Raw genomic sequence first — 16,062 nt, 5'->3', positions numbered from 1 at the left:
ATCGTGATGCCGCGCGCCTTCTCTTCCGGCGCCGCATCGATCGAACCGTAGTCCTTGAATTCGCCACCGAAGCGCTCGGCGCCGATCTTGGTCAGCGCGGCCGTCAGCGTGGTCTTGCCGTGATCGACGTGACCGATGGTGCCGACGTTGACGTGCGGCTTCTTGCGCTCGAACTTACCCTTTGCCATGACTCTGAAACCTCTGAAAAATCGTTGAAAGTTTTAATGAAGAAGCCCGATCAGGACTTCTTCATGACCTCTTCGGCGATGTTGCTCGGCGCCGGCTCGTAATGATCGAATTCCATCGTGAACGTGGCACGACCCTGCGACAGCGAGCGGATCGTCGTCGCATAACCGAACATTTCGCCAAGCGGGATCATCGCGTTGATCGTGTTGCCCGACGGCGTTTCTTCCTGACCGGTCAGCATGCCGCGACGGCGCGAGATATCGCCCATCACGTCACCGACGTAGTCCGGCGGCGTCACGACTTCGACCTTCATGATCGGCTCGAGCAGAACCGGCTTCGCCTTGGCGAAACCCTGCTTGAACGCCATCGACGAGGCGAGCTTGAACGCCATTTCCGAGGAGTCGACGTCATGGTACGAACCGAAGACGAGCTTGACCTTCACGTTCACCACCGGGAAGCCCGCGAGCGGACCACTGGTGATCGTCTCACGGAGACCCTTCTCGACCGAAGGAATGAATTCCTTCGGGATCACGCCACCGGAGATGTCGTTGATGAAGAGGAAGTCGTCCTTGATCGACGGTGCGATCTTGGGATCGGCACGATCGGCATCGGAGATCGGCGACAGCTCGATCACGACGTGACCGTACTGACCCTTACCACCCGACTGCTTGGCGTGCTTGTAGTCCGACTTGACGTCCGCGGCCTGAATCGTTTCGCGGTAAGCGACCTGCGGCTTGCCCACGTTGGCCTCGACGTTGAACTCGCGACGCATGCGGTCCACCAGGATGTCCAGGTGAAGCTCGCCCATGCCCGAGATGATCGTCTGACCCGACTCTTCGTCCGTCTTGACGCGGAACGACGGATCTTCCGCAGCCAGACGGCCGAGGGCGACACCCATCTTTTCCTGGTCCGACTTGGTCTTCGGCTCGACCGCCATCGAGATCACCGGCTCCGGGAACGACATGCGCTCGAGGGTGATGATCTTGTCCTGCGAGCAGAGCGTATCGCCGGTCGTGACGTCCTTCAGGCCGACCGCGGCGGCGATGTCGCCCGCGCGGACTTCCTTCAGTTCGTGACGCTCGTTGGCATGCATCTGCAGCATGCGGCCGATGCGCTCTTTCTTCGACTTGACCGGGTTGTAGACCGGGTCGCCCGCATTCAGCGTGCCCGAATAGACACGGAAGAACGTGAGCGCACCGACGAACGGGTCGGTCATGATCTTGAACGCCAGCGCGGAGAACGGAGCATCGTCCTTCGCTTCGCGGGTATCCGGCTGCTCGTTCTCGTCGATGCCTTCGACCGGCGGGCGGTCGAGAGGCGACGGAAGCAGGTTGACCACCGCGTCGAGCATCGCCTGGACGCCCTTGTTCTTGAACGCCGTGCCGCAGAACACCGGGATGATCTCGCTACGCAGCGTGCGCAGACGCAGGCCTTCGATGATCTCGGCCTCGGTCAGCTCTTCGCCACCCAGGTACTTGTCCATGTACTCTTCCGTCGCTTCCGCGGCGGCTTCGATCATTTCGGTGCGAGCCTGCTTCGACTTCTCGAGCAGTTCAGCCGGAATGTCCTTGTAATCGAACTTCATGCCCTGGGACTCCATGTCCCAGTTGATCGCCTTCATCTTGAGGAGGTCGACGACGCCTTCGAAGTTGTCTTCGGCACCGATCGGCACCTGCATCGGCACCGGATTGGCGCCAAGGCGAGCCTTCAGCTGCTCGACCACCTTGTAGAAGTTCGCGCCGGTGCGGTCCATCTTGTTGACGAACGCGAGACGCGGCACCTTGTACCGGTTGGCCTGGCGCCAGACGGTTTCGGACTGCGGCTGCACGCCACCGACGGCACAGAGCACGAACACCGCACCGTCGAGCACGCGGAGCGAACGCTCCACCTCGATGGTGAAGTCGACGTGCCCCGGGGTGTCGATGATGTTGAAGCGGTGCTCGGGCAGCGAACGGTCCATGCCCTTCCAGAATGCCGTGGTGGCAGCGGAAGTGATGGTGATGCCGCGCTCCTGCTCCTGCTCCATCCAGTCCATCGTAGCGGCACCGTCATGCACCTCGCCAATCTTATGACTGACACCGGTGTAGAACAGGATACGCTCGGTGGTCGTGGTCTTGCCGGCGTCGATGTGAGCCATGATGCCGAAGTTGCGGTAGCGCTCGATGGGCGTAGTGCGTGCCACGGTCTTTCCTCAATCTGGAGCTGAAATTACCAGCGGTAATGCGAGAAGGCCTTGTTGGCCTCCGCCATGCGGTGCGTTTCTTCGCGCTTCTTGACGGCGCCGCCACGGGATTCCGAGGCTTCGAGCAGTTCGGCGGCCAGCTTGCGCGGCATGGACGTCTCGCCGCGCTTGCGCGCTGCGTCGATCACCCAGCGCATGGCAAGCGCCATACGACGGCCCGGACGGACTTCGACCGGCACCTGGTACGTGGCACCACCGACACGGCGCGACTTCACCTCGACGGCCGGGGCGATGTTGCCCAGGGCCTTCTCGACGAGCTGCACGGCTTCAGCGTGCTTCTTGCCGATTTCTTCGAGAGCGCCGTACACGATGGATTCGGCGACGGACTTCTTGCCGGACTTCATCACCATATTGATGAAACGGGCAATCAGCTGGCTTCCGTGCTTCGGGTCCGGGAGGACCACACGGGCGGGATGGGAACCTTTACGCGACATAATTCTTGTCCTTTACTCAGCTCTTCGGGCGCTTGGCGCCGTACTTCGAGCGCGACTTGCGACGCTTGGTCACGCCGGCGCAGTCGAGACTGCCGCGAACCGTGTGGTAACGCACACCGGGGAGATCCTTGACGCGACCGCCGCGGATCAGGACCACCGAGTGCTCCTGGAGATTGTGACCTTCGCCACCGATGTAGCTGATGACTTCGAAACCGTTGGTCAGGCGCACCTTGGCAACCTTACGCAGTGCCGAGTTCGGCTTCTTCGGGGTGGTCGTATACACGCGCGTGCAGACGCCGCGGCGCTGCGGGCTGCTCTGCAGGGCCGGGGAGGCGCTTTTGTACGCCTTCGGGCTGCGGGATTTGCGCACCAACTGGTTGACTGTCGTCATGCGAAGCTATTCCTGAGAAACATAAAGGCAGACCGAAAGATCGGCCCGCCAGAGAAACGTTGTTGACGTGCGCCGCCCACGAAGCGAGCCAGCGCCCATCGTCCCTGAATCCGAACACGAGGCGCGTCCCTGCGCCTCATTTCGTATGTACGAGCAAAACCCGGAATACGGGCCTTACTCAGCGCTATCGTTGGACCCGGCAGGGGCTTCGGCGAACGAAACGGCAGGCGCCGAACCCGAGAGGGTTTCGAGCTCCGAAGCCGTCAGACCGCCCTGGCTACGACGCGAAGCGTGGTATGCCAGACCCGTACCTGCAGGGATTAGCCGCCCAACAATAACATTTTCCTTCAGGCCCCGCAACGTATCCCGGGTGCCACGAACCGCCGCTTCGGTGAGGACGCGGGTGGTCTCCTGGAACGATGCCGCCGAGATGAACGACTCGGTGGCCAGCGAGGCCTTGGTGATGCCCAGCAGGACCGATTCGAACCCGGCGCGACGCTCACCACGAGCCTCGGCACGGTCGTTCTCTTCGTTGATCCGGACGCGCTCGACCTGCTCACCGCGCAGGTAGGTGCTGTCACCCGCCTCGGTGATCTCGACCTTGCGCAGCATCTGGCGAATGATCGCTTCGATGTGCTTGTCGTTGATCTTCACGCCCTGCAGGCGGTAGACGTCCTGGATTTCCTTGACCAGGTACGACGCCAGCGGCTCCACACCCAGCAGGCGCAGGATGTCGTGCGGATTCGGCTCGCCGTCGACGACGGTCTCGCCCTTCTCCACATGCTCGCCTTCGAAGACGATGACCTGACGCCACTTGGGAATCAGCTCTTCGTGCTCGTTGCCGTCCACGTCCTTGATGATCAGGCGCTGCTTGCCCTTGGTGTCCTTGCCGAAGCTGACGATACCCGAGCGCTCCGCGAGGATCGCCGGCTCCTTCGGCTTGCGGGCTTCGAACAGATCGGCCACGCGCGGCAGACCACCGGTGATGTCGCGGGTCTTGGAGGTTTCCTGCGGGATACGGGCGACCACGTCACCCACGCCCACTTCCGTCCCGTTCTGGATCGACACGATGGCGCCGGCCGGCAGGAAGTACTGGGCCGCGATGTCCGTACCCGGCAGCTTGAGTTCACGGCCCTTGCTGTCTTCCAGACGGACGATCGGGCGCAGATCCTTGGCCTGCGTACCGCGACGCTTCGGATCGGTGACCACCGCCGACTCCAGGCCGGTCAGTTCATCGGTCTGCGACTGCACGGTAATGCCGTCGATGAAGTCGATGAAGCGCACCACACCGGCCACTTCCGTGACGATCGGATGGGTATGCGGATCCCAGTTGGCGACCGTCTGGCCCGACTTGACCGGATCGCCGTCCTTGACGGAAATGGTCGCGCCGTAAGGCACCTTGTAACGCTCGCGCTCGCGACCGTTGGCGTCGATGACGCTGACTTCGCCCGAACGCGAGACGGCGACCAGGTGACCCTGGTTGTGCTCGACCGACTTCAGGTTGTTGAACTTCAGCGCACCGGTGGTACGGACGGTGACGTTGTCGACCGCAGCCGCACGCGACGCCGCACCACCGATGTGGAACGTACGCATCGTCAGCTGGGTACCCGGCTCACCGATGGACTGTGCGGCGACGACGCCCACGGCCTCACCCATGTTGACCAGGTGACCACGAGCCAGGTCGCGGCCGTAGCACAGGGCGCACACGCCGTGGCTGGCACGGCAGGTGATCGGCGAGCGCACCTTGATCAGCTGCACCGAGGCCTTGTCGAGCTTGTCGACCAGGTACTCGTCGAGCAGCGTGTCGCGGGTGACGATGGGCTGGTCGTCGTCGCCGGGGGCGTAGACGTCCTCGACCACGACACGACCGAGCACGCGGTCACGCAACGGCTCGACCACGTCACCGCCTTCGACGATCGGGGACATCATGACGCCGTCTTCCGTGCCGCAATCGTGCTCGGTGATGACGACGTCCTGTGCCACGTCGACGAGACGACGGGTCAGGTAACCGGAGTTGGCGGTCTTCAGCGCGGTATCCGCGAGGCCCTTACGGGCACCGTGGGTCGAGTTGAAGTACTGCAGGACGTTGAGGCCCTCGCGGAAGTTCGCCTTGATGGGCGTCTCGATGATGGAGCCATCGGGACGGGCCATCAGGCCGCGCATGCCGGCCAGCTGGCGAATCTGCGCCGCGCTACCACGCGCGCCGGAGTCGGCCATGATGTACAGCGAGTTCATCGACTTCTGGTTGACCGTCTTGCCGTCGGCGTCCTCGACCTTCTCGGTGCCGATACCGTCGATCATCGCCTTGGCGACGAGTTCGTTGGTGCGGCTCCAGATGTCGACGACCTTGTTGTAGCGCTCGCCGGCGGTGACCAGGCCCGACTGGTACTGCTCCTGGATCTCGACGACTTCCTTCTCGGCTTCCTCGAGAATGCCCTTCTTCTCGGCCGGGATCTTCATGTCGTCGATGCCGATGGAGATACCGGCGCGCGTCGCGAAACGGAAGCCGGTGTACATCAGCTTGTCGGCGAACACGACCGATTCCTTCAGGCCGAGCAGACGGTAGCTCTGGTTGATCAGGCGCGAGATGTTCTTCTTGGTCAGCTCGGTGTTGACCAACGCGAACGGGAGGCCGTCCGGGATGATCTCCATCAGCAGCGCGCGACCGACCGTCGTATCGACGATGGCCGTACGCGACGACGTGGCACCTTCCGAGTCCTGCTCGGTCATGTGCACGCGCACCTTGACCTTCGCGTGCAACTCGACGGCACGGTTGTCGTACGCACGACGCACTTCGCCGACGTTCGCGAACACCATGCCGGCGCCCTTCGCGTTGATCAGCTCACGGGTCATGTAGTACAGGCCGAGCACGACGTCCTGCGACGGCACGATGATCGGCTCGCCGTTGGCCGGCGACAGGATGTTGTTCGAGGACATCATCAGGGCGCGGGCTTCGAGCTGCGCCTCGATCGAAAGCGGCACGTGGACGGCCATCTGGTCACCGTCGAAGTCGGCGTTGAACGCCGTGCAGACGAGCGGGTGCAGCTGGATCGCCTTGCCTTCGATCAGGACCGGCTCGAACGCCTGGATGCCCAGGCGATGCAGGGTCGGGGCGCGGTTGAGCATGACCGGATGTTCGCGGATCACGTCTTCCAGGATGTCCCACACCTGGGCCTCTTCGCGCTCGACGAGCTTCTTCGCGGCCTTGATGGTCGTGGCTTCGCCACGAGCCTGCAGCTTGGCGAAGATGAAGGGCTTGAACAGCTCGAGCGCCATCTTCTTCGGCAGGCCGCACTGGTGCAGGCGCAGCGTCGGGCCGACCACGATGACCGAACGGCCCGAGTAGTCGACGCGCTTGCCGAGCAGGTTCTGGCGGAAGCGGCCCTGCTTGCCCTTGATCATGTCCGCGAGCGACTTCAGCGCGCGCTTGTTCGTGCCGGTGATGGCACGACCGCGACGGCCGTTGTCGAGCAGCGCATCGACCGATTCCTGCAGCATGCGCTTCTCGTTGCGGACGATGATGTCCGGCGCAGCGAGTTCGAGCAGGCGCTTCAGGCGGTTGTTGCGGTTGATGACGCGGCGGTACAGGTCGTTCAGGTCGGACGTGGCGAAACGGCCGCCATCCAGCGGCACCAGCGGACGCAGGTCCGGCGGCAGCACGGGAAGGACGGTCATGACCATCCACTCCGGCTTGTTGCCGGATTCCAGGAACGCCTCGATCAGCTTCACGCGCTTGGTGAGGCGCTTGAGCTTGGTCTCGGAGTTGGTCGCCGTGATCTCTTCCTTGAGGCGGATGACTTCGCCGGGCAGGTCGAGGCTCTTCAGCAGCTCGTAGACGGCCTCGGCACCCATGCGGGCGTCGAACTCGTCGCCGTGCTCTTCGGTCGCTTCCAGGTACTGGTCTTCGCTGAGCAGCTGGCCGCGCTCGAGCGCGGTCAGGCCCGGATCGATCACGACGAAGGCTTCGAAGTACAGGATGCGCTCGATGTCACGCAGCGTCATGTCCAGCATGAGGCCAATGCGCGAAGGCAGCGACTTCAGGAACCAGATGTGCGCGGTCGGGCTGGCCAGCTCGATGTGGCCCATGCGCTCGCGACGGACCTTGGCCAGGGTGACCTCGGTGCCGCACTTCTCGCAGACCACGCCACGGTGCTTCATGCGCTTGTACTTGCCGCACAGGCACTCGTAGTCCTTGATCGGGCCGAAGATGGCCGCGCAGAACAGACCGTCACGCTCGGGTTTGAACGTGCGGTAGTTGATGGTTTCCGGCTTTTTCACTTCGCCGTACGACCACGAACGGATCAGCTCCGGCGAAGCCAGAGCGATCTTGATCGCGTCGAAGTCCAGCGTCTGTCGCTGCTGGTTGAACAGATTGAGCAGGTCTTTCATGCGTAATCTCCGGTAGCCGCGACGATCACTTGATCTCTTCCAGCTCGATGTCGATAGCGAGCGAACGGATTTCCTTCACGAGCACGTTGAAGGATTCCGGCATGCCCGCCGCCATCTCGTGGTTGCCGTCGACAATGTTCTTGTACATCTGGTTACGGCCCTGCACGTCGTCCGACTTGACGGTCAGCATTTCCTGCAGGGTGTACGCCGCGCCGTAGGCCTCGAGCGCCCAGACTTCCATTTCGCCGAAGCGCTGGCCACCGAACTGCGCCTTGCCGCCCAGCGGCTGCTGGGTAACGAGCGAGTACGGACCGGTGGAACGCGCATGCATCTTGTCGTCGACGAGATGGTTCAGCTTCAGCATGTGCATGTAGCCCACGGTGACCGGGCGATCGAACGCCTCGCCGGTACGGCCGTCGTAGAGCGTCGTCTGGCCGGATTCCGGCAGATCGGCGAGCTTGAGCATGTGCTTGATTTCGGTCTCTTCGGCACCGTCGAAGACGGGCGTCGCCATGGGCACGCCGTCACGCAGGTTGTCGGCCAGCTGGATGATCTCGGCGTCCGTCATCGACTTGAGGTCGACGTGGCGCACCGCACCTTCCGCACCGGCGTTGCCGTGGTTGTAGACCTCGTCGAGGAACTCGCGCAGCTTGGCCGGCTTCTCGTTGGCTTCGATCATGGCCGAGATCTTGTGGCCCAGGCCCTTGGCAGCCCAGCCCAGATGGACCTCGAGAATCTGACCGATGTTCATACGCGACGGCACGCCCAGCGGGTTCAGGCAGATGTCGACCGGACGACCGTCGGCGGAGAACGGCATGTCCTCGACCGGGACGATCATCGAGACCACACCCTTGTTACCGTGACGGCCTGCCATCTTGTCGCCCGGCTGGATACGGCGCTTCACGGCGAGGTACACCTTGACCATCTTGAGCACGCCCGGAGCGAGGTCGTCGCCCTGGGTGATCTTGCCCTGCTTCTCCTTGAAGCGCTTGTCGAAGGCCTCGCGATGACGCTTGACCTGGTCGGCCGCGCGCTCGAGGAACTCCGAGACTTCCTCTTCCTTGACGTTGATCTTGAACCAGTCGTCTTTCTTGAGCGTATCGAGGTAGGCGTCATCGATGACGACACCGCGCTTGAGACCGCCCGGGCCGCTCATCGCGGACTTGCCGACCAGCTGCGAACGCATACGGGCGTAGATCGCGCCCTCGAGGATACGGAACTGGTCGTCGAGATCCTTGCGGATCCGCTTCAGCTCGGTTTCTTCGATCTGCTTGGCGCGCTTGTCCTTCTCGATGCCGTCGCGGGTGAAGACCTGCACGTCGATGACGTTGCCGTCCATGCCCGGGGGCACGCGCAGCGAGCTGTCCTTCACGTCCGAGGCCTTCTCGCCGAAGATGGCGCGGAGGAGCTTTTCTTCCGGGGTCAGCTGGCTTTCGCCCTTGGGCGTGACCTTGCCGACCAGGATGTCGCCGGCCTTCACTTCCGCACCGATGTAGACGATGCCGGACTCGTCGAGACGGGCCAGGGCCTGCTCACCGACGTTCGGGATATCGGCCGTGATTTCCTCGGCGCCCAGCTTGGTGTCGCGGGCGATGCAGGTCATCTCCTCGATGTGGATCGAGGTGTAGCGATCTTCCTGGACCACGCGCTCGGAGATCAGGATCGAGTCTTCGAAGTTGTAGCCGTTCCACGGCATGAAGGCCACGAGCATGTTCTGGCCGAGCGCGAGCTCGCCCAGATCGGTCGAGGAACCGTCCGCCAGGGTGTCGCCCACGGCCACCACGTCACCGACGTTCACCAGCGGACGCTGGTTGAGGTTGGTGTTCTGGTTGGAGCGGGTGTACTTGGTGAGCGTGTAGATATCGACGCCGGCGTCGTTCTCGTCCACTTCCACTTCATTGACGCGAACGACGATACGGGCGGCATCGACCTGGTCGATGACACCGCCGCGCTTGGCGGACACGGTGACGCCCGAGTCGCGCGCCACGGCGCGTTCGATGCCCGTGCCGACGAGCGGCTTCTGGCTGCGCAGGGTCGGAACGGCCTGGCGCTGCATGTTCGCGCCCATCAGGGCGCGGTTCGCGTCATCGTGCTCGAGGAAGGGCACGAGCGCCGCCGCCACCGACACCGTCTGCATGGGCGAGACGTCCATGTAGTTGATCTCGGCGGACGGACGCAGCTCGGACTCGCCGCGGAAGCGGCAGGAAACGAAGTCCTCGAGGAACTTGCCTTCCTTCGACAGCGGCGAGTTCGCCTGCGCGATCACGTGATCGCCCTCTTCGATCGCGGAGAGGTAATCGACCTTGTCGGTGACCTTGCCGTTCTCGACCTTGCGGTACGGCGTCTCGAGGAAGCCGTAGGCGTTGGTGCGGGCGTACACGGCCAGTGAGTTGATCAGGCCGATGTTCGGGCCTTCCGGCGTTTCGATGGTGCAGACGCGACCGTAATGGGTCGGGTGCACGTCGCGGACTTCGAAGCCGGCGCGCTCACGGGTCAGGCCGCCCGGTCCAAGCGCGGACACGCGGCGCTTGTGGGTAACTTCCGACAGCGGGTTGTTCTGATCCATGAACTGCGAGAGCTGCGACGAACCGAAGAACTCCTTCACCGCCGCGGCGACCGGCTTGGCGTTGATCAGTTCCTGCGGGGTCAGGCCTTCCGATTCGGCCAGCGACAGGCGCTCGCGAACCGCGCGCTCGACGCGGACGAGACCGATGCGGAAGGTGTTCTCCGCCATTTCGCCGACCGAACGCACGCGACGGTTACCCAGGTGGTCGATATCGTCGACCGTACCGGTGCCGTTGCGGATGTCGATCAGGACGCGCAGCACGTCGAGGATGTCGGAGGTCTCGCCCTGCTCGGCGACCAGACGCTGCGATTCCTCTTCCTTGCGCTCGCTGAAGTACTTGTGGTCATAGAGCACGCCCGGACCGACGACGTCCTTGCGGCCGACACGACGGTTGAACTTCATGCGGCCGACGCCCGAGAGGTCGTAGCGGTCGAAGGTGAAGAACAGGTTGAAGAACAGGTTCTGCGCGGCGTCCTTGGTCGGCGGCTCGCCCGGACGCATCATCCGGTAGATTTCGACCAGGGCCTCGAGCTGCGTGCGCGTGTTGTCGATGCGCAGCGTGTTCGAGATGTACGCACCGCGATCGAGGTCGTTAACGTACAGCGTCGGCACGGTCTCGATCCCGCCCTTGCGGAACTTCTCGAGGTGCTCGAGCGTCAGCTCGTCGTTGGCCGCGGCAATGATCTCGCCCGTGTCCTTGTCGATCATGTCGATGGCCACGATGCGGCCGACCGGGTAATCGTCCGGCACTTCGAGCGTGGTGATCTTCTCGCTGGCCAGCTGGCGCACGTGGCGCGCGGTGATGCGCTTGCCGGCTTCCACCAGCACCTTGCCGTCGATCACCAGATCGAAGGACAGGGTTTCACCACGCAGGCGCTCGGCGACGAGGTCGAGCATGACGCCGCCCTTCTTGCCGAGGTGGAACACGTTGTGCTCGAAGAAGATGTCGAGCATCTCCTCGTTGCCGTAGCCGAGCGCGCGCAGCAGCACCGTCACCGGCAGCTTGCGGCGACGATCGATGCGGGTGAACAGCGCGTCCTTCGGGTCGAACTCGAAGTCCAGCCACGAGCCACGGTAAGGAATGACGCGGGCCGAGAACAGCAACTTGCCCGAGCTGTGCGTCTTGCCGCGGTCGTGGTCGAAGAACACGCCCGGCGAACGATGCAGCTGCGAGACGATGACGCGCTCGGTGCCGTTGATGATGAAGGTGCCGGTGTCGGTCATGAGCGGGATCTCGCCCATGTAGACCTCCTGCTCCTTGACGTACTTCACGGCCTTCTTCGAGGCCGGGCTGTCCTTGTCGTAGATCACCAGGCGGACCGTCGTGCGCAGCGGCGCACCGAAGGTCATGCCACGGTTGCGGCATTCACGTTCATCGAACGCGGGTTCGCCGAGCCTGTAGTCGACGTATTCGAGCGCGGCGTTGCCGGAATAGCTGGAAATCGGGAACACCGACTTCAGCGCGGCGTGCAGGCCCTTCTCCTCGCGATGCTTGGAGCTGACCTGCTCCTGCAGGAATTCCTTGTACGAGTCGGTCTGGATGGTCAGCAGGTTGGGCACGCCCAGGACGGGCGGGCGCTTGCCGAAATCCTTACGGATGCGCTTCTTCTCGGTAAACGAGTAGGTCATGGTGGGTACCGCCTCGGCTCAGTAATGGGTCGATCAAAAATCGGATGAATCGAAAATCGGAGATCGAGATTCGTACCGCAGGGCATCGCTGCCCTCGACTCCCGATGTCCCATTTCCGACGGGGACGCGACGTGGTGCACGTGCATGGCGCGGGGAACGTGGTGCGTGGAACAGGCCTTGGAACGGCCAAAGCCCGGGGGCTTACGCCCCCAGGCTCACTTGACGCTATGTCGAACTACTGGCGCGCAAGGCGCCGATTACTTGAGTTCGACCGTGGCGCCGGCAGCTTCCAGATCCTTCTTGAACTTGGCAGCGTCGTCCTTCGATGCAGCTTCCTTCACGACGCCACCGGCTTCGGTGAGGTCCTTCGCTTCCTTCAGGCCCAGGCCGGTGATGGCGCGGACAGCCTTGATGACGTCGACCTTCTTGTCGCCGGCGGACTTCAGGATGACGTCGAACTCGGTCTGCTCTTCGACAGCAGCAGCGGCCGGACCGGCAGCAGCAGCGGCAACCGGGGCAGCAGCCGAGACGCCGAAGGTGTCTTCGATCGACTTAACCAGTTCCATGATTTCCATCAGGGACTTGGCCTTGATGGCTTCGACGATCTGTTCGGTGGTCAGGGTGGACATTGTTTCTTACCTTTTAAATGGTTTCGATGAGAAAAGTCGGCGAGCTTAGGCGGGTTCGGCTTCGGCCGGGGCCTCGGCGGCGGCTTCGCCACCACCCTGCTGGTCGGCCACTGCCTTGACGGCGCGTGCGAACATCGCAGCCGGTTCGGACAGGACGCGGGCCAGCATCGCAAGCGCTTCCTGGCGGGTCGGCAGCGACGCGAGAACGTCGACGTGCGCCGGGGGAAGCAGCTTGCCTTCCACCGAAACGACCTTAGGGATGAGCTTGGCGTTCGCCTTCGCGAATTCCTTGATCACGCGCCCGGCAGCACCGGGCTCTTCCAGCGAGAACGCATACAGCAGCGGACCGACCAGGGCGTCCTTGACGACCTCGAACTCGGTACCGGCCACGGCGCGCGCGGCGAGCGTGTTCTTGACAACCTTCAAGAAAACACCCGACTCACGAGCCTTCTTGCGCATCGCGGTCATCTGGGAGACCGTGGTGCCTGCGTACTCGACAGCGACCAGGGAGTGAGCCTTCGCGGCGATTTCTGCCAGCTCGGCGACTACTTCTTGCTTCTGGGACAGATTGAGAGCCATTGCACTCCTCCAATTGAACTCCGCTTGCGACTCCTGCCGCTTGCGGTCCTGGGCGACATCATCCTGACGTCGGGGACACGACGTGTCCCGGGTGGTGGCCTTTCCCCATTCGAAACGAATACGGAAGGGGCTACACCATCTACGCAGGCCGGATACCGCGAGGCACCCGATTAAGCGAACCCGCTAACGACGACGGCGTATCCATGCCAACACGAGCTCCTTGCTCGTCGCCATCGCGCGCTGAACGCGCCTACGGTCTTTGACGGCTACCACGACCTTGCGGCCATGGCTGCCCTCAAAAACGTTCCCCCGCCGGCATGCCGGCGGGGGCCGTAAAACTGCTTACTTGGCCGAGGTGTTCACGGTCGAGGTATCGACCGGCACGCCCACGCCCATGGTGCTCGACAGCGACACGCGCTGGATGTACTGACCCTTGGCAGCCGAAGGCTTGGCCTTGAGCAGGTCGGCGATCAGCGTGTTGAGGTTGTCGGCCAGCTGGGCGGCTTCGAACGTCGCCTTGCCGATGGTGGCGTGGATGATGCCACCCTTGTCGTTGCGGAACTTGACCTGGCCGGCCTTGGCGTTCTTGACCGCCGTGGCGACGTCGGCGGTGACCGAGCCGTCCTTCGGGTTCGGCATCAGGCCACGGGGACCGAGCACCTGACCGAGCTTACCGACGACGCGCATGGCGTCGGGGGTGGCGATGACGCGGCCGTAGTTGAGATCGCCAGCGGCCATCTTCTCGGCGAGGTCGTCCATACCGACGGCGTCGGCGCCCGCGGCGAGAGCGGCATCGGCCTTCTCACCCGGCGGCACGAACACGGCCACGCGAACGGTCTTGCCGGTGCCGTGCGGCAGCAGCGAGGAACCGCGAACGCCCTGGTCGGACTTCTTCGCATCGATGCCCAGACGGACCGAGACGTCGACCGACTCGCCGAACTTGGCCTTGGCGTTGTCCTTGACGATCTTCAGCGCTTCGTCGAGACCGTAGGTCTTGCCGGGCTGGACGGCGGCCGATGCGGCCTTCATACGCTTCGTGAGCTTTGCCATGTCTTAACCCTCCACTACCAGACCCATGGAACGCGCGCTGCCGGCGATGGTACGCACGGCGGCTTCGAGATCGGCAGCCGTGAGATCCGGCTCCTTCGCCTTGGCGATTTCCTCGAGCTGGGCACGCGTGACCTTGCCGACCTTGTCGGTGTTCGGCTTCTGCGAGCCCTTGGCCACGCCCGTGATCTTCTTGAGGAGGATCGAGGCCGGCGGGGTCTTCGTGATGAAGGTGAAGGTACGGTCCGAGTAGGCCGTGATCACGACCGGGATCGGGAGACCCGGCTCGAGCTTCTGCGTGGCGGCATTGAACGCCTTGCAGAACTCCATGATGTTCAGGCCGCGCTGACCGAGGGCGGGACCCACGGGCGGCGACGGGTTGGCCTGGCCGGCCTTGACCTGCAACTTGATGTAACCAATGACTTTCTTTGCCATTTTACGTTCCTCGCGAGTGCTGGCGCCTTGCGGCTCCTCGCTGTTGGCCTTCCCTGGAAGTGGTGGGGTCCGCACCTGCGAACCCCTGAAACACGGACACGCCGGAGCAAAAAGCTCCAGCGTGGACCGGGCATTATAGGCGTCCGACCCGGGTTAAGCAAACCCCGTGCCGAATGGGCGGGAGCGACCCCGCCAGGAGGCCGTCAGGCCTTCTCCACCTGGCCGAACTCGAGCTCGACCGGGGTAGAACGACCGAAAATGAGCACCGCGACGCGCAGGCGGCTCTTTTCGTAATTGACTTCCTCGACCACGCCGTTGAAGTCGTTGAACGGGCCTTCGGTGACGCGGACCATCTCGCCCGGCTCGAAGAGGACCTTCGGACGGGGCTTCTCGACGCCTTCGCGGACGCGGCTGAGAATGGCTTCCGCCTCGGTGTCACGGATCGGGTGCGGACGGTCGGCGGTGCCGCCGATGAACCCCATGACCTTCGGGGTTTCCTTGACCAGGTGCCAGCATTCGTCGTCGATACGCGGCACCTTGCCGTTCGTATCCGTCTCGATCTGGACCAGGACGTAACCGGGGAAGAACTTGCGCTCGCTGCGACGCTTCTGGCCGCCGCGCATCTCGATGACTTCCTCGGTCGGAACCAGGATCTCACCGAACTTTTCTTCCATGCCCTCGCGAACGACGCGCTCGTTGAGGGCCTTGCGAACCTGCTGTTCGAAACCCGAATAGGCGTGAACCACGTACCAGCGCTTGCTCATGCCTTACCTCAATGTCCGAGTTTAAGCAGCCAATCGAGCACGATGGTCTTCAACAACCAGTCGATCAGCCCCATCAGCAGCGAGAGAATGATGACGACCACGATGATGATACCGGTGGTCTTCAACGTTTCGTCGCGCGACGGCCAGACGACCTTGCGCAACTCGAACTGCGATTCGGAGACGAAACCGCGCAGCTTGCGGCCGGGCACCGTGAAGGCACCGATCGCCATGGCGGCGACGACCGCGGCGATGACACCGACGACGCGCGCGAAGGACGGCACGTTCGGGTTATCGCTGAAATAGTAGAAGCCGACGATGCCGGCGACGAGCACAACCAGCGCGAGCGCCAGCTTGCCGAAATCGGCCGGGCCCATAGTCCTGGCTTGTTCTGCCTTGGTGTTCATGCGCGCTTGGCAAGGTGCCTTACGAACGTGGCGAGCGAAACCGCCTGCCTGCGTCCGACGTCAACCGCCGTGGTTCCTCGAAAGTGGCACGCCAGGAGGGACTCGAACCCCCAACCTGCGGTTTTGGAGACCGCTGCTCTGCCAATTGAGCTACTGGCGTACAAATAAAACCGTTGAACCGCGGGGCGGGCAGCCCGAAGACCGACCCGCCCCGCGACCGGGTGCCCGCCCCGAAGGGCGGGCATCACTTTTCTTACTTGTTGATCTTCGACACGACGCCGGCGCCGACGGTACGACCGCCTTCGCGGATCGCGAAGCGCAGGCCTTCGTCCATGGCGATCGGGAAGCCCAGGGTCACCGAGATCTT

At 63.3% G+C, this 16,062-nt stretch carries 13 protein-coding genes and 1 tRNA gene; all 14 read right to left on the bottom strand.

Features of this window, described 5'->3' with window-relative positions; genetic code table 11:
* Nucleotides 1-188, bottom strand: a 188-nt coding sequence (locus tag ACVKN3_RS19315) for a GTP-binding protein (RefSeq protein WP_231873829.1), incomplete at its 3' end; no start/stop codon positions are given.
* A gap of 50 nt (nucleotides 189-238) precedes the next feature.
* On the bottom strand, nucleotides 239-2,368 hold the full coding sequence (gene fusA, locus ACVKN3_RS19310; RefSeq protein WP_354517464.1) for an elongation factor G: 2,130 nt from the start codon (nucleotides 2,366-2,368) through the stop codon (nucleotides 239-241).
* Between the two features lie 26 nt (nucleotides 2,369-2,394).
* Nucleotides 2,395-2,862: a 30S ribosomal protein S7 gene (gene rpsG, locus ACVKN3_RS19305; RefSeq protein ID WP_036140138.1), complete on the bottom strand. Its 468-nt coding sequence runs from the start codon at nucleotides 2,860-2,862 to the stop codon at nucleotides 2,395-2,397.
* Nucleotides 2,863-2,878: 16 nt separating this feature from the next.
* On the bottom strand, nucleotides 2,879-3,253 hold the full coding sequence (rpsL, locus tag ACVKN3_RS19300; protein WP_036115505.1) for a 30S ribosomal protein S12: 375 nt from the start codon (nucleotides 3,251-3,253) through the stop codon (nucleotides 2,879-2,881).
* 174 nt (nucleotides 3,254-3,427) lie between these two features.
* A complete protein-coding gene (rpoC, locus tag ACVKN3_RS19295; protein WP_285405905.1) occupies nucleotides 3,428-7,642 on the bottom strand; it encodes a DNA-directed RNA polymerase subunit beta' in 4,215 nt (1,404 codons plus the stop codon).
* A gap of 25 nt (nucleotides 7,643-7,667) precedes the next feature.
* On the bottom strand, nucleotides 7,668-11,837 hold the full coding sequence (rpoB, locus tag ACVKN3_RS19290) for a DNA-directed RNA polymerase subunit beta (RefSeq protein ID WP_285405903.1): 4,170 nt from the start codon (nucleotides 11,835-11,837) through the stop codon (nucleotides 7,668-7,670).
* Nucleotides 11,838-12,094: 257 nt separating this feature from the next.
* A complete protein-coding gene (gene rplL, locus ACVKN3_RS19285) occupies nucleotides 12,095-12,466 on the bottom strand; it encodes a 50S ribosomal protein L7/L12 (RefSeq protein WP_036140134.1) in 372 nt (123 codons plus the stop codon).
* A 45-nt stretch (nucleotides 12,467-12,511) separates the two neighbouring features.
* Nucleotides 12,512-13,045 (bottom strand): 50S ribosomal protein L10, encoded by a 534-nt coding sequence (gene rplJ, locus ACVKN3_RS19280; RefSeq protein ID WP_354517469.1) that lies wholly within the window; start codon nucleotides 13,043-13,045, stop codon nucleotides 12,512-12,514.
* Nucleotides 13,046-13,387: 342 nt separating this feature from the next.
* On the bottom strand, nucleotides 13,388-14,095 hold the full coding sequence (gene rplA, locus ACVKN3_RS19275) for a 50S ribosomal protein L1 (RefSeq protein WP_285405896.1): 708 nt from the start codon (nucleotides 14,093-14,095) through the stop codon (nucleotides 13,388-13,390).
* 3 nt (nucleotides 14,096-14,098) lie between these two features.
* The gene (rplK, locus tag ACVKN3_RS19270) at nucleotides 14,099-14,527 is read right to left on the bottom strand and encodes a 50S ribosomal protein L11 (RefSeq protein WP_285405893.1); all 429 of its coding nucleotides are present in this window, start codon (nucleotides 14,525-14,527) and stop codon (nucleotides 14,099-14,101) included.
* Between the two features lie 203 nt (nucleotides 14,528-14,730).
* Nucleotides 14,731-15,291, bottom strand: coding sequence for a transcription termination/antitermination protein NusG (gene nusG, locus ACVKN3_RS19265; RefSeq protein ID WP_036140127.1), 561 nt, complete (start codon nucleotides 15,289-15,291; stop codon nucleotides 14,731-14,733).
* 8 nt (nucleotides 15,292-15,299) lie between these two features.
* The gene (gene secE, locus ACVKN3_RS19260) at nucleotides 15,300-15,695 is read right to left on the bottom strand and encodes a preprotein translocase subunit SecE (protein WP_285405890.1); all 396 of its coding nucleotides are present in this window, start codon (nucleotides 15,693-15,695) and stop codon (nucleotides 15,300-15,302) included.
* Between the two features lie 84 nt (nucleotides 15,696-15,779).
* Nucleotides 15,780-15,855, bottom strand: a tRNA-Trp gene (locus ACVKN3_RS19255).
* A 93-nt stretch (nucleotides 15,856-15,948) separates the two neighbouring features.
* Nucleotides 15,949-16,062: EF-Tu C-terminal domain-related protein (locus tag ACVKN3_RS19250; protein WP_456992315.1), on the bottom strand; the 114-nt coding region annotated here is incomplete at its 5' end.

It is taken from the genome of Luteibacter sp. PvP120, assembly GCF_054055715.1.
The sequence above is the reverse complement of the archived record's forward strand: the minus strand, read 5'-3'. Positions and strand labels throughout refer to the sequence as shown.